This window comes from Methylobacter sp. (assembly GCF_030680395.1).
Classification (GTDB): domain Bacteria; phylum Pseudomonadota; class Gammaproteobacteria; order Methylococcales; family Methylomonadaceae; genus Methylobacter_A.
Genome location: NZ_JAUXVR010000032.1, coordinates 63,831 through 78,531, shown reverse-complemented (window position 1 = coordinate 78,531; position 14,701 = coordinate 63,831). Strand labels below are relative to the sequence as shown.

The 14,701-nt window shown below is 48.4% G+C and carries 15 protein-coding genes and 1 pseudogene; 4 read left to right on the top strand and 12 right to left on the bottom strand.

Annotated elements, in window-relative coordinates; translation table 11 throughout:
* Positions 1-239: 239 nt before the first annotated feature.
* From cobT to speA, 12 genes are all read right to left on the bottom strand, one after another.
* Positions 240-1,274 (bottom strand): nicotinate-nucleotide--dimethylbenzimidazole phosphoribosyltransferase, encoded by a 1,035-nt coding sequence (gene cobT, locus Q8L79_RS13830; RefSeq protein WP_305272222.1) that lies wholly within the window; start codon positions 1,272-1,274, stop codon positions 240-242.
* Positions 1,265-1,918 (bottom strand): 5,6-dimethylbenzimidazole synthase, encoded by a 654-nt coding sequence (gene bluB / locus Q8L79_RS13825; RefSeq protein ID WP_305272220.1) that lies wholly within the window; start codon positions 1,916-1,918, stop codon positions 1,265-1,267. The genes cobT and bluB overlap by 10 nt, the downstream gene beginning before the upstream one ends.
* Position 1,919: 1 nt before the next feature.
* The gene (locus tag Q8L79_RS13820) at positions 1,920-2,441 is read right to left on the bottom strand and encodes a metal-dependent hydrolase (RefSeq protein WP_305272218.1); all 522 of its coding nucleotides are present in this window, start codon (positions 2,439-2,441) and stop codon (positions 1,920-1,922) included.
* Positions 2,442-2,452: 11 nt separating this feature from the next.
* Positions 2,453-3,520: an NAD(P)/FAD-dependent oxidoreductase gene (locus Q8L79_RS13815; RefSeq protein ID WP_305272217.1), complete on the bottom strand. Its 1,068-nt coding sequence runs from the start codon at positions 3,518-3,520 to the stop codon at positions 2,453-2,455.
* Between the two features lie 22 nt (positions 3,521-3,542).
* On the bottom strand, positions 3,543-3,713 hold the full coding sequence (locus Q8L79_RS13810) for a rubredoxin (RefSeq protein ID WP_305272214.1): 171 nt from the start codon (positions 3,711-3,713) through the stop codon (positions 3,543-3,545).
* A 69-nt stretch (positions 3,714-3,782) separates the two neighbouring features.
* Positions 3,783-4,649, bottom strand: a complete 867-nt coding sequence (locus Q8L79_RS13805; RefSeq protein WP_370869977.1) for an NAD(P)-dependent oxidoreductase — start codon at positions 4,647-4,649, stop codon at positions 3,783-3,785.
* A gap of 36 nt (positions 4,650-4,685) precedes the next feature.
* The gene (locus Q8L79_RS13800; RefSeq protein ID WP_305272211.1) at positions 4,686-5,102 is read right to left on the bottom strand and encodes a type II toxin-antitoxin system VapC family toxin; all 417 of its coding nucleotides are present in this window, start codon (positions 5,100-5,102) and stop codon (positions 4,686-4,688) included.
* A complete protein-coding gene (locus Q8L79_RS13795; protein WP_305272209.1) occupies positions 5,090-5,320 on the bottom strand; it encodes a hypothetical protein in 231 nt (76 codons plus the stop codon). The genes Q8L79_RS13800 and Q8L79_RS13795 overlap by 13 nt, the downstream gene beginning before the upstream one ends.
* Before the next feature lie 342 nt (positions 5,321-5,662).
* Positions 5,663-6,739 (bottom strand): hypothetical protein, encoded by a 1,077-nt coding sequence (locus Q8L79_RS13790; RefSeq protein WP_305272208.1) that lies wholly within the window; start codon positions 6,737-6,739, stop codon positions 5,663-5,665.
* Positions 6,740-6,821: 82 nt separating this feature from the next.
* The gene (locus Q8L79_RS13785; RefSeq protein ID WP_305272206.1) at positions 6,822-7,247 is read right to left on the bottom strand and encodes a UPF0158 family protein; all 426 of its coding nucleotides are present in this window, start codon (positions 7,245-7,247) and stop codon (positions 6,822-6,824) included.
* 237 nt (positions 7,248-7,484) lie between these two features.
* The gene (locus Q8L79_RS13780; protein WP_305272204.1) at positions 7,485-7,748 is read right to left on the bottom strand and encodes a DUF2024 family protein; all 264 of its coding nucleotides are present in this window, start codon (positions 7,746-7,748) and stop codon (positions 7,485-7,487) included.
* A 77-nt stretch (positions 7,749-7,825) separates the two neighbouring features.
* Positions 7,826-9,664 carry a biosynthetic arginine decarboxylase gene (gene speA / locus Q8L79_RS13775; protein ID WP_305272203.1) on the bottom strand — a complete coding sequence of 613 codons (1,839 nt, stop codon included), beginning with the start codon at positions 9,662-9,664 and terminating at the stop codon, positions 7,826-7,828.
* Between the two features lie 88 nt (positions 9,665-9,752).
* Here speA and speE point away from each other — a divergent pair, with 88 nt between their 5' ends.
* The 4 genes and pseudogenes from speE to Q8L79_RS13755 all read left to right on the top strand — a co-directional run bounded on the left by speE (position 9,753) and on the right by Q8L79_RS13755 (position 14,512).
* The gene (speE, locus tag Q8L79_RS13770) at positions 9,753-10,601 is read left to right on the top strand and encodes a polyamine aminopropyltransferase (protein WP_305272201.1); all 849 of its coding nucleotides are present in this window, start codon (positions 9,753-9,755) and stop codon (positions 10,599-10,601) included.
* Positions 10,602-10,735: 134 nt separating this feature from the next.
* Positions 10,736-10,996 carry an accessory factor UbiK family protein gene (locus Q8L79_RS13765; protein ID WP_305272199.1) on the top strand — a complete coding sequence of 87 codons (261 nt, stop codon included), beginning with the start codon at positions 10,736-10,738 and terminating at the stop codon, positions 10,994-10,996.
* Between the two features lie 19 nt (positions 10,997-11,015).
* Positions 11,016-11,867: pseudogene (locus tag Q8L79_RS13760) on the top strand (YifB family Mg chelatase-like AAA ATPase); the annotation flags it as partial.
* An 899-nt stretch (positions 11,868-12,766) separates the two neighbouring features.
* A complete protein-coding gene (locus Q8L79_RS13755; protein ID WP_305272197.1) occupies positions 12,767-14,512 on the top strand; it encodes a hypothetical protein in 1,746 nt (581 codons plus the stop codon).
* The last annotated feature ends 189 nt before the right edge of the window (positions 14,513-14,701 follow it).

The window sequence follows — 14,701 nt, the reverse complement described above, 5'->3', positions numbered from 1 at the left end:
TGGTGTTTCCGGCGCTCCGATTGCCGGAAACATCCGCCCTTGCTGACGCCGGGCGGACTTATTCCGGCCTACATCCAGGGCCGCCATTTCAGCTTTCATGCCTAAATGACGGTCTTGAACAGACTTGTGTATAACGACGAGCGCAGCGCGTGGGAACGAGAAAAATACTTTTAAAGCAGGCGAAAAACTCAAGGTAAAAAAACCTTGAACCTTTCGCCTTGAGCCTTTTGCCTGTTGTCTCAACGATCAACCCCAGCCTCAGCAAAGGTAGCCATCTCGTTCAAAAACACGACCGCCGATTGCACCAGCGGGTAGGCGAGGGCAATGCCGGAACCTTCACCCAAGCGCAATTCCAGATTCAGCAAGGGTTTTGCATTGAACTGATTTAATAAAGCCTGATGACCCTGTTCGCTGGAAACATGGCTGAATACGCAATAATCCAGCACGTGAGGATACAGTTTGTTGGCGACTAATAGCGCGGTGCCGGCAATAAAGCCGTCGACTAAAATAAGCATGCCCAGTTCGGCGGCTTTGAGATACGCGCCAACCATCATGGCGATTTCAAAGCCGCCGAACGTGGCCAGTACTTCTAAAGGCTCGGTCGCATCTTTATGCTTATTTAACGCTCTCTGCAATACGATTAACTTGTGTTGCAACTGCGCATCATTTAAACCGGTACCGCGGCCTACGCAGCGCACCAACGACAGACTGGTTAAACGGTGCATCAGCACCGCTGCCGATGAGGTATTGCCGATACCCATTTCGCCAAAGCCGATACAGTTACAGCCGCTTTCATACTGCCGCGAGACCTGATCTGCTCCAGCTTGCAGGGCGTTGTCTCGTTCTTCGGCGGTCATTGCAGGATCGGTTAAAAAGTTCCGGGTAGCTTTGCCGATCTTTGCATCAATCAGCTTGGGATGACTGTCTAAATCAGCGTTGACTCCCGCATCGACAATCAATAATTCTATATTGTGCTGCCGGGCAAAAACACTGATCGCCGCACCACCGGCCAAAAAGTTGGCGACCATTTGCGCGGTCACGGTTTGCGGATAAGCGCTGACTCCGGATTCGACAATGCCATGGTCTCCGGCAAAAATAAGGATGCACGGTTTGTTTAAACCAGGAGTCAGACTGTTTTGACACAATCCAACCTGTAAAGCCAGGGATTCCAATTGCCCCAAAGAACCTCGCGGCTTGGTTTTCTGGTCGATTTTAGCCTGTAAAGCGGTTTTAAGTGTTGATGCGAGCGGGGGGATGGCAAAATTTAGCGGCACGGTGCATTCCAAACGTTTTCAAATAATAAATCTTTAAGGTCTTTACGATCCGCCCATTGCTGTTGTTCCAACATCGGCTTGTCGTAAAATTTATCGACATGTCCGAGGCATAAAACCGCGAACGGCTGGCTGTCTTCGGGCATGTTTAACAGGGTTTTCAAGGCTTCCGGTTCAAACATCGACACCCAGCCGAGACCTATGCCTTCCGCTCTTGCCGCCAGCCACATGTTTTGTATCGCACAGGCCAATGATGCCAAGTCCATTTCCGGCAAGGTGCGACGGCCGAATATATACTGTTCCCGCTGCTCGCACAAGGCGGCAACCAGCACTTCCGGACATTCCAGTATGCCTTCCACTTTCAGCTTCATAAACTCGTCTTTGCGTTCATTTAAGGCCTCGGCGGTGCGGATGCGTTCCTGTTCGACCAATGCGTGTATGGCTTTGCGAAGCTCCGGGCAGCTGATGCGCATAAACCGCCACGGCTGCATAAAACCGACGCTGGGGGCGTGATGCGCGGCATTAAGCAGGCGCAGTAACAGCTCGGGATCGATGGGGTCGGGCAAAAAATGGCGCATATCGCGGCGCTCGTAAATAGCGCGATAGACGGCGGCGCATTCCGCGGCGGAGTAGCGATTTTGGGGCATATCAGATTATTGGATGTTCCTGTTGAACGCCGGATTGGCGGGGGCGTGATAAGTAGAACGCCCACAACACAATAGCAAGCTCAACAGCGAAGGACCAATGCAGTATGAAGTTTAGCCACCAAGGCTTATAGAGCGCCGGAACTGTAAAAAAAGCAAAGGCTTTATCAACGAATGGCGCGAACCACCATATATCGCCAACGACGCTATCAAGAAGCATATGAATCAAGCCGTTGACTGAGAAAATCATCGCGAGTCCCGCGCGAATCTTGACCCGCGCGGCATTGAACCAAATAAATGATAGCAGTAATAGGCTGGCCCATACTATAGGGAAGTGAGTGAAATAGGTGTGGTGGTGATGCTGTCGGTGATCAACGAGATGGAAATACACCATATCTAAGTCAGGCGCGATAGCTCCGAAAATTCCTGCCCACAAGAATGGTCGTAGTACGGCGTCTCGCGACTCAAAATAAGGAAATAACAGCTTTGATACGATATAGCCTGCGGGTAAATGACCAATGATCACGTCAGCTCCAACTAGACATTATACGGATGAACCGCCTCAAAACCATGCACTTTGGCTTTGGTGGTAAAGACCGGCGGCGTCCAAGCTACGACTGCCAAGGATGGCGGAAGTGTCGCAATCGGTAGGGAACCGATGCGACCCTGTTTTTGTCCGGCCAGGAATTCCGCCAGCCATAAGGCCTGATTGCGTATCGGTAAAATAAAGGCGTAAAGCTTTCCGTTCGGCAGTTCGGCCACATCGCCCAACGCGTATATGGATTCGTCGCTGGTCTGCAAATATTGGTTAACCTTGATGCCCCGGCCTATTTCGAGGCCTGCCAGCTCCGCCAACTCGGTGCGCGGTTTAAATCCGCAGGCCACTATCAGCCCGTCAAACTCGGCCGTCACCTCGGTTCTGACGCAAACCTTGTCTTCCTCTTTGATAAATTCCTGTACCGCCTGATTTAGCAGCACTTTAACGCCTGAATCCTGCAACACCTTAAGCAACAAAGCCGAATCCTCTGCCACCAGTTGACGCTCCATTAACCGGTCCATGGCATGAAACAGGGTGACGTTATCGCCCGCCGCCGCTAAATCGGACGCTACTTCGCAACCGATTAAACCGCCACCGACAATCGCCCAACTAGGCCGTTGGTTTTGATTTAAAAAATTTTGTCGAAATTGTCGCAAGGCTTTCAAATCGACCAGGCTGTTCAGGCAAAAAAACAGTTTGTCATACGGCCTGAATGGCGGCGGAATGAACGCGGAAGAACCTTGCGCAATGATCAGCTTATCGTATTGCAGCGTTTTTTCCTGACAGGAGCCGTTGATCGCAATGGATTTGTCTACACGGTTAATGGCCGTTACTTCGGCGCCGCAAAGCACATTGATATTATTTTCGCGCAGCTTGTCAAAGGGCTTCAGGATAATGGATTGCTCAATATCGGCCTTGGTAAAACCGCGGGACAGCAGCGGCCGGGAATAATAGCCGTCGTGCTCCCTGGTTACCAGCGTAATCTCGTCTTCATCGGCCGATAACGCGCGGTATTTTTCGGCAAAGCTGACTCCGGCTATGCCTGAGCCGATTATAACGATCTGCATACTATTCCCCGATAAGGATTGATTAGACCATTAAATCGTATTCGCTTTTTTCTACGCCGCACTCGGGGCAACGCCAATCATCGGGAATGTCTTCCCATAATGTACCCGGTGCAATACCGGTATCCAGGTCGCCTTCCGCTTCGTCATAAATATGGCCGCAAACGCCGCACTGGTATTTTTTGTAATCAGGCATGATTATTCCTTGTTTAATGTTAAAAGTACGCCTGACTTTAACAGGTCTGGTTTAATTTTCAATCCGAATCTACGGCTTTCCGTCGTTAGCTTTTAGTCTATATAACGCCGAAATATCTTCATCGCCGTAACCTTCCGCCATTAAGCGCTGATAATCGGCAATCGTCATGTCGATCAGCGTAGTCGATGCGCCGGATTGTTTGGCCATGCTTTGGCAGATTTTCAGGTCTTTAAGGTGCAGCGCAAGTTTAAAGCCCGGAGCGAAGGTGCCTTGGGTCATCGTGGAACCGCGATGCTGTAAAAACCAGTTGCCTGATGCGCCGCCGGAGATGACCTCGATCACCTTATCCATCGGTAAACCCTGAGCCTGTGCAAAAGCCAGCGCTTCAGTCACCGCCTGATTGATGCCTGCGCCCATGATTTGATTGACCGCCTTAGTGGCTTGGCCTGAGCCGGTTGCGCCCATGTGCATAATGCAGCGGGTCATGGTTTCCAGTACCGGACGGGCTTGTTCCAGTGCCGCTGAATTTCCTCCGACCATCATCGCCAGTGTTCCGTTTTTAGCGCCTTCCATGCCGCCGGATACCGGCGCATCGAGAAAAGCCACCTGTTTTTCGGCCAATATAGCGGCGGCTTGCTTAGCGGTATCGCTGCTGACTGTGGACATATCGACGACGATAGTGCCGGGCTTGATGGTAAGAGCTATCGCCTCAACCATTGCCAGCACATCCTGATCGGCGGAGACGCAAATCAGCACGATATCGACATTCGCGGCGAGGTCTTCCGGCTGAGCGAAGGCGGTGGCATTCAACTCCTCAGCCAGGCTTTGCGCCTTTGCCGTCGTGCGGTTATAAACGCCGGATAAGTATCCGGCCTTAGCGATATTTTTGGCCATGCCGATGCCCATCGCACCTAGGCCGATCATGCCTGTTTTCATGTTATTTTTCCGAGGTTGTTTAATACGATGCATACTCTATGGGGCTGAAAAAGGGTTTAGCAAGCGAACGCCGGAACGTTCGACATCGCGCACGTTGCGTGTGACTAAAATCAAGTCCTGTTCCAGTGCGGTAGCCGCCAGTAATCCATCGATAACCGGCAAGGGATCGGGAACGTTCAGGCGTCCCCAACGCTCTGCGATGGCTTGGGTGACAGGCAAAATGCGTCCTGCCATAAGTGTTTCCACCGCCAATAGTTTTTGTTCCAATCGTACGGACTGAACGGCATCTCGACGACGCAGGCGTTCTATGCCTAGCCGTATTTCACCGATCACCAGAACAGACAAAAAAAATTCGTCGCCGTCAGTCGCTGCATACCAGCGCTGTACATCCGCATTGCAACGGCCGCCCTTTTGTAATTCCGATAAAATATTGGTGTCAATCAAGTATCCCATTCTGGCAACTCCCGCCCAAATTCGCGTGGACGGGACAGGTCTTCGTCGGTCAATCCCTCTGTCATACCGGCCAACAAGGCTTTTAAGTCGCCCTCTGTCGTTGTGGCAGGTTCTTCATCCATTAACAGACGAACCCTCAGACGGACCCCATCCGGCACCGTGTCGGGAATTCGGATGGTGTGCCCATGGGCAATGGTTTCAAATTCGATGGCTTGCATAGTTTTTCTCCTATTTTTTAAAGGATGTGCCGATTCGGCGGCTATTTTTCTTCGCTTCCAATCTGAAGTTTGGAAGCAATGGATTCCCTAAAGCCGGGCGGGGGCATGTTGCCCCGTCCGAAACGTTTTGCGTTGGACGTGTAGCCACTTAGCTTAGACGTCACCGAAACGTTAGGAACGGGGTTGCAAACCCCGTCCCGCTTGGGTGTTTAATATTGGGAGTTTAACCTTAATCGCTGCTTTCCTGAAAAAGGGTTTAATTCCGTAGGGTGCGCATCGCGTACCATTTTTCAAGCATTATGCAAGCTCAATAAAGGGTACCACCGGGACTTGCTATTTTCGTCATGGACATTGACCACGCTGACGAGGTACGGTCAGTTCCAATTCAGGTAGCAGGCGATATTGATTTTCTTCAAAAAAGAAAACATGGTAAATGCCTGATGCAGGATCAAGATTCCATACATTGCAGCAATAATCACGGGGTATCACAGAGCTACGAGGTGTGTCCGGATAATCAGCCAAAACATCATCTTTGATTTGCGAACTTGAAATAAGCTGACCTGACCGGTAGCGCCGGTGCATAGCTAGCTGTGTTTTCTGAGGAATAGTCAGAATTTTCTTTCGCGGAGCTGGTAGAATCTTTTTAATTGGTTTTAGCCGGGTTTCGTGAAACTCTGTTTTTCCCTGATGGACAAGGGGATAATTCTTGGCGTCAGATTGACCGCTCTGCCAAGACCAAATCAGATAATCCAGCAATCGTGGATTCATCCCTGGATATTGCGGTAACAACTGTTGAGAAACAGCCTGTATCAGCCTGACAGCTTCTGCTTCAGAGACGGTTTTCCCCAAGGCATATTTAATAAATCGTCTAATCATAGTATCTGGCTTAACCATTTGCTCATCACCTGCCAGCATCAGAAAGTATCGGGAAGTGGCTTCGCCGATTCCATGTATCGCGGTTATGGCGCGGATGAAATTCTGTAGTTGAACAGGCTGATTCAGCCATTCATGTATATCCTGAAAGGTCTGAATCTGAATTTTTTCGAGTGTTTCCAGCAACTCCAGCAGAATTTCAGCTTTGAGACGGCCAGATGTTACGGAGCGATTCACAAAGACCTGCTCAATAAAATATGGGATTCCATTTTGCTTCATTTTCTGGATCAGGGCAGATACACCTTCCTGGCTTTCTTGTGGTGGTAGGCAGTCTCTCTGTGGGCGAAAGACAGCCAGATCATATTTGTCGCAGTAGCGTCGAATGACATTTTGAACTGATGGATATTTCGCCTGGGACGAGAAAACAGCATCAATGGCAGCCAGCGGCAGGCTTTGGTAATAGAATTCATTTCCCAGGACTTTGGTGCCTAATTGATCAGCCAGCTTTTGTATGACATTTTCGAGTAAATTCTGAGCATCATTCATCTGTATCTATTCCTCTGTTTTTATAAAGCTGAGCAGGTTTACCTCCCAATCTCCAGCTTGACACCGTCATGAAATAGTCCCTTCAAATCCACTCCGCCTTAATCCCGTTCCCCTCGCACCATTCCTCGGCCAGGCGCTTCAGCTCCTGCTGCTCGAATGCGTACCAGGCATCGCTTAAATCCGTGTGTTCGTGCAAAGTGTCCTTGAACTGACGGAACGGTTTGCGGCGATTAAGTGCGTCCCTGAGTTTGCCCGCCTCCTTGGTATCGCCGAGCTCGTCAACAAAGTCTTCCATGATTTGGAAGGATTCATGGGAGGCTAAGGGATCGATCAGGCGATAGCGCGGGTTGTGTTCCAGGTCTTCCGGCAGGTCGTCATCGTCGAGGCCTTCGGTGCTGAGCAGGATGTCGCCGGCTTCGGTATCCAGGAAAAAGCCTCCTTCTATCATGTCGAAGCGTGTGGTCAGGGCTTGGGTAATGTCGTCAAGATTGATTTTTAGGGAAGTCATTAGGGGCATCACCTTTTTTCGATGTGAGTTTTGTTAATTTCGATCAACAAGCAGTCCAAGGTTTTGGGCGTATCAAACCGACGGGGCGCTCAATATACTCCAAGACCGCTTTCGCTAACAGGCAGGAACGGGGCTCTCCAAAACGGATTGCAGCTTGGTCGATAACGATAAAAATCCTTTCCGGCAGGGTGATAGTCACGCGTTTGGCCTTGCCCAAACAGTGTTAACCGGTTCGTGTTATTTGGGGCATCCTTCCATTTTATAAATGGCGTAACCATGCTTGTCGATGTCGGCTCTGATGGCTGCCGGGGCTTCGACGCTGTGGTAGAAGTAACAGTTCTCCGGGGTAACGACTGCATCTTCCAGATTAATGTCGGTTAGCCATTGTTTGGCAAAGCTAAGCGCTTTTTGCTGATCTTCTTCATCCAATACCACATTAAAATGCAGTTTTTGACCTTTTGCGGTTTTTGCGTAAGTGTCGAATACATATGAGAGGGTCATCAGTTTTCTCCCTTGTTGTTAAACCGGATAGGGTTGAGCGGAGCACGCTCGCACAACGCGTAAAAGTAGAAAATCGTCTATTTAGCCAAATAAGTATAAGACGTCAACCCCGCAATCAGCTCCTGCTCGTAGTCCTGCCGCTGTTGCTTGCTAAGATCGCTGTTAGCCAGTTTTTCCCGGTAGGCGGTTTTCAGATCTTCGCTGTTGATGTGCACATAGTCCAGCAGATCATCGACATGTTCGCCTTCGTGCAGGTCGTAAAAATGGTAGCCCTGATCGTCGAGTTTTATGTTGATGGAATGGGTGTCGCCAAACAGGTTGTGCATGTCGCCCAATATTTCCTGGTACGCGCCGACCATAAAAAAGCCGATCAGGTACGGCTGCTTGCTGTCGATTTCATGCACCGGCAGGGTTTTTTCGATATTCTGGCCGTCGATATACTGGTCGATGCGGCCGTCGGAATCGCAGGTTAAATCCTGGATGACGGCGCGGCGCGTGGGTTGCTCGTCCAGCCGGTGGATCGGCATGATCGGGAAGATCTGGTCGATACCCCAGATGTCGGGCATGGACTGGAACAATGAGAAATTGCAAAACACTTTGTCGGCCAGTTTCTCGTTCAGCTCCTGTAATATCGCGGCCTCGCTTTGATTGTTGGGATTCAGCTTAAGTACCAGCTGCTTGCACAGCAGCGCATAGTTATTTTCCGCCTCGGCCAGCCCGGTAATGCTCAATTTATCCTGGGCAAACCGGGCTCGGGCTTCCGACAAATCGAACTGCGCATCGTGATAATGTTCGACCAGGTTGCCCGGTTCCGGCAAAGCTTGCAGCTCGGCGTGGTTGGTGTAGACCGATTCAATATCGGTCACGTTGGTGATCAATACCGCATGATGAGCGGTCAGCGCGCGGCCCGATTCGGTGATGATGTCCGGCTGCGGCACCTGCTTTTCGGCGCAAATATCGGCAAAACTGCGCACGATATTCTGGGCGTACTCATCCAGGCTGTAGTTGATTGACGATTCGCGCCGCGAATGGCTGCCGTCGTAATCCACGCCCAGCCCCCCGCCTGCATCGACGATTTTCACATTAGCGCCCAGACGATGCAGCTCAACGTAAAACTGCCCGGCCTCTTTCAGCGCTACTTTGATGTCGTGAATGTTGGCGATTTGAGAGCCCATGTGAAAATGCATCAGCTTCAAGGTATCCAGCAAACCGGTTTGCTTAAGGCGTTTGACCAGCAGCAGCAATTCATGGGCATGAAGACCGAATTTGGATTTTTCGCCGCCGCTGTTTTGCCATTTCCCCGCACTGATGCTGGACAGCCGGACCCTGACGCCCAATTGCGGCGTGATGTTAAGACGCGCCGCTTCCTCGATAATCAGTTCCAGCTCCAGCGGCTTTTCGATGACCAGGTACAGATTCAGCCCCATTTTCAGGCCGATCAGCGCCAAACGGATGTAAGCGCGGTCTTTGTAGCCGTTGCAGACTACCACGCCTTTATTGGACAGCGCCATGATTGCCAGCAATTCCGGCTTGCTGCCCGCTTCGAGGCCGATGTTGTCGGCCGCCAAAATGCCTTCAACCACCTTGCGTTGCTGATTGACCTTGATCGGATAAACCGGCGTGTAGCTGCCGTGATAATCATTATTGACGCAGGCTTTATGAAAAGCGTTGGACAGCTGGGTCACGCGGTCTTTTAAAATATCGGTAAAGCGCACCAGCACCGGCAAGGACAGCTTTTTGTCGTTTAGCGACTGGGCGATTTCGTACAAATCCAACACCACGTCCTTATCGGAACTGGGTTTTACAGAGACATGCCCGTCGGCGTTGATGGAAAAATAGCCTTGCCCCCAGCTGTTTATCGCATAGGTTTGTGCAGACTGTCCGGTAGTCCAGGTTTCGTTTTGACTTAAATTCAACTTTATTAACTCCGTTGTGCCGTGAGATGCCGAATTCTAATATAATGAGAAAATCTTAATGCGTTTATTTTTTCAAGGAATCCACACTATGAACCCATCCGAATGGTTTACCGAGCAACACTCAGGCGCCGGCTCGGCCTTTTCGTTAAAAATTAAACGAAAGCTGCACGAGGAGCAATCCGAGTTTCAACACCTTGAAATCTATGAAACCGAAACCTTCGGTAATTTGATGATAATCGACGGTTGCACGATGGTATCAACCCGCGATAACTTTTTTTACCATGAAATGATGAGCCATCCGGCCTTGTTTACTCACCCCGATCCAAAAAGAGTGTGGATTATCGGCGGCGGCGACTGCGGCACGTTGAGAGAGGTATTGAAGCACCCTTCGGTTGAACAAGCCGTGCAGATCGATATTGACGAGCGGGTAACGCGCCTGGCGGAAATTTATTTTCCGGAGTTATGTGAATCCAATAACGATCCCAGAGCCGACCTGAAATTTATCGACGGCATTAAATGGGTAAAGGATGCCGAGCCGAATTCGGTGGACATTATTATCGTTGACAGCACCGACCCGGTTGGCCCGGCTTTAGGCTTGTTCAGCGAAGAGTTTTACCGTGACTGCTTTGCCTGTCTGTCGGAAAACGGCATGGTCGTACAGCAAAGCGAGTCGGCGCTGTATCACATGAAACTGATCGGCGAGATGCGCGGCGCAATGAGCAATGCCGGTTTAAGTAACTTGCAGACCTTGTTCTTCCCGCAATGCCTGTATCCGTCCGGCTGGTGGAGCGCCACGATTGCCAGCAAAGGCGATCTGAGCAAGTTCAGGGAAGCGGATAGCGCGAGCAAGCCGTTCGACACGACTTATTATAATATTGACATACACAAAGCAGCTCTGGCCCAGCCTGAGTTTGTTAAAAGAGCGTTTAATTTATAGTTATTAATTAACCACGAAGGCACGAAGGACACGAAGTTTTTTTACTTTGCTTTTCTTTTCTCCGCGCTCTTCGTGTCTTCGTGGTGATGCTTTTATAGATTGCCCGACCAACCCTTTAATATGAGATTGCGATAATGTTTGATCCTAAATCCCTTGATGATATTGCCAACCGTTTGGCTGGCGCCATACCTCCGGGCTTGAATAGCCTGAAAGACGATCTTGAAAAAAGCTTCCAGGCTATTTTGCAGGGGGCATTAAGCAAGCTGGACTTGGTTACCCGTGAAGAGTTTGAAGTGCAAAAGCTGGTATTGGCAAAAACCCGCTCAAAACTCGAAGACCTGGAAAAGCGTGTCGCCGAGATGGAACAGCAACTGTTAAAGAAAGAAGACATGTAGGCTTTAGGATAAAGCAGTTATGTCCTCTTTAGCGGTTGTCTACAGTCGCGGCCGCTCCGGCATAGAAGCGCCCTTAGTCACCGTTGAAGTTCATATTTCCAACGGTCTTCCTGCGCTTAATATTGTCGGCTTGCCGGAAACGGCGGTTAAGGAAAGCAAGGATCGGGTTCGGGGTGCGATATTAAACTCCAAGTTTGAGTTTCCGATGCAGCGCATCACTATCAATCTGGCTCAGGCTGATTTACCCAAAGAAGGCGGACGCTTCGATTTGGCTATCGCGTTGGGCATCCTGGCCGCATCCGGACAGATTCCGCTTGCTCATCTTCATCACTACGAATGTGTCGGTGAGCTGTCGCTGGGCGGCGAACTGCGAGCTATCAACGGCGTTTTGCCGATCGCCATACAAGCCAGGAACAATCACCGAAAACTGATACTGCCCAAGGAAAATACCGCCGAAGCGGCGCTGGTCAAGGATATTGAAATCATTCCGGCCATGCATCTGCTGGAAGTTTGCGCCCATCTGACCGGACAACACCTGATACAGATCGAGTTTCAGCAGGAAGAGCAGGTCGTACCGGCAACCGATGTAGACTTTGCCGATGTGCACGGTCAATACCATGTCAAACGAGCTTTCGAGATTGCCGCAGCCGGTGCGCATAACCTGATTATGCTGGGCCCTCCCGGCACCGGTAAATCGATGATTGCATCGCGCCTGCCGACCATTCTGCCGCAGTTGACGGAGCAACAGGCGCAGGAAACCGCAGCGATTGCATCGATCAGCGATCAGGGATTGGATGTGGCGAACTGGCTGAAGCCCCCGTACCGCGCTCCACATCATACTGCTTCTGCGGCAGCCCTGGTCGGCGGCGGCTGTGACTTCTTCTAATTGTTGATACTAAGTTCTAATTAATGAGACCAACTATTTTCAAAAATAGTTCGCCTACTTTATTAACTATATGTTTAATAAAGAAAACTTCTTTTCCCATTTTTTCAAGCTGTCGGTCGCCAACGAAACCGGTAGCCTGAATGTATTGTAATCTAGGCTAATTTATCGCAATTTTTCTGCGGATTCTGGACTAGATAGAGTTGCCGTAGCGCGCTTTAGCCCATCAATAGGTTCGCAGAAATGCTGAATAGCTTTTAATTTAGATGGCAAAAAACGAGTCATTAAATGATGCCAATTAGTTGGCTCTTAGGTGTTTCCTTGCTCTTGGTTTAAAGCATTTTCCCAACACTAAAGTCCCATTTTTGGGATGTCGACATACCAATGTCGGTTTGCAACCTTTCGTGATATTGCTTACAAATTAAAGTTATCCGATAAATAATCATCCTTGCTAATTTGAATCCCATTTACTAAGCCTGATACATTCCATTTGGCATCACTCCATACAAATCCTCTTTCGGAATCATGGCATGATGAATTGCGTACACTGCTATATACGTTCCACTGGCTTGCCAATTAGCTCTTTTGTCACATTGTCAATATGACTGACAAATACTTTAAGGTAAGAAGCTCAAGATTGATTGACCAACCTAATTCTGGTCCAATATCTTGGTTAAACTCGATTAAACGTTGATCAAAAATAGTGCTTTTAGCGCTATTTTTTTGATGTTCAACAAAAACAAAAGCTATTACTCAACAGATTATAAAAGTAGTGGGTATTCCACGGCTGTAGCAATACGTCTGACGGACATTCTGAGCTGGTTTCATGGGCAAGCTTAACCTGTTCAGGGCAAGCACTACTTATTGACCTTGAATGATTCAACAAAATGACTATTTCCATTAACAATCCTGTTCGCGTTACTGATCTACCTGAAACCAATCAAGAATTCCTAGTCTGGTGGTATTGCGGGATAAAACGTAATCCATTAGCACCATCCGAACCCAAAGTCGTCGTGGCCTTTAAGACGGGGGCTATGAAGACTGAAACACGCTTTTTAGATATCGGCATTACGCATATTGGCCTACTTAGAATTGGGACTGTCTGGCAAAATCAACAACAAATTGATGAAAAGCCGTATGAAGAACAATTATTCCAAGTTGATTGTGATGATAATGGTTGGGAAATCGTCAATTCCTGGGCTCCTCTTGGTAATGGTAATAAAGCGTGGCTAATTCCACGTAACATTTATCCGCTGCCTGAACGGGAGTATTACGCGCAAACAAATGTCGTTAAATTTTCAGTTGGTGGAAATTCAAATGCGCTGGTCATTCCTTCCATGGAAATTTTTTCCAGACTGTACGGTAGTTCTGCGCACGTCAAAAAAACATTGATCAACTTTCCGATGAGCTCGGCTATAAATGAGCTGATTTATCCTGACATTGAGATACAGCTGCCTGATAAATGGCTGGTCACTGTGACCAAACATTGTTTGAATGAAGATGCCGTATACTTAGCGCATCTTAAACATGATGCCATCGCATATAAACGGACAGATCGAATCTGGCATTCGCTGAATGAAACTTTTGCAAATTCGCAAAATAAAATAGGATTTCCAGCTGTCCCGCCCTGGTTTTCTGGAAAAGCCGAAATTAAAGTAAAAGGTTTTTGGCTAGACACTACCAAGACTCGGTTTCTAGGATTACAAATTTTAGGTTATAGCGATCCTGCTGGGCCAGACATTTACTTAGACCGCGAAAACACTAATCTTTCTGAAATTAAAACCAAGGCTGGTGGCACTTCTGTATTATTTAAGAGAACAACGTCCGCCATAGAGAATATCCGGCTAACAAGTGAAGTCGAACCCGGTCGAAACCAAGAGGTGGTTCGTGTTCTCAACCCTGAACTTGAAGTCATCGGCGACCAAAGAGAAATCATCAGGGTTGTCCGTAAAAACAAGGAAGCTGGCGAGCTACGCGTTATAAAAACAGATGTTGAGGTAACTGGTCATTCAGGTGGTGACGAGTACAGTTCAAATTTATACATTCAAACCGTATCCATAGAGACGCCGCAAAAGATCATCCCTTCGACTTTTATGAATGTATGGACAGCGCTAAATAAATTGGTTGTTAACCAAGTTGTTGTTTCGGTTACAAGTGTAGATATTCATGGCAATGTGATTGGGTCAGAATTATCGCCAAACCTGATCGACTTACCTATCGATGGTTTAAAACGAAATACTAAAGAAGAGCGAGGAATTTATAATTGGGTTTTTTTAGATCAAAAAAATGACAGTTATAGGCCCAGACAGGTGCTTTTGACGCGTATAAAAACCAGCAAGGCTGAATGCTATTTGATGGAAATTGAAAGGAGAACTGGTCAATATGGAAAAAAAAGAGGTTCAGAATCCGATAGCTATAAAGGCTTAGTGGTTCAATTTGATGACAATCGGAGTATCGGCAGTTGGTTTGAAATCTTGCTGAAAGAGTTAGTATTAGCAAAAGGTGTTTTTGACAATGCATTGAAAAAACAAAGTAATTCAGCAAAAACTGTCACATTTAAACATGTCTCTGAAAATAAAGAGAATATGGAACATGCTGTTTTAAATGGGTTGAGGAATATTGGCCTGATTTAATTTCAACATTCGAGTGACATGCCATTAACATGTGGTGGCAAGCAGACTATCGAAACTGCTGAGTTACGCCGTATGCTTGAAAGAAGATAAGACGTTTAATGTGGAACTTATTGCTAAATGACGGTCAGAGTACGCATGCCTGACTGTAGACTTGTGAGGTCTGACGCCAGCAGAACAGATGGCTCTTTC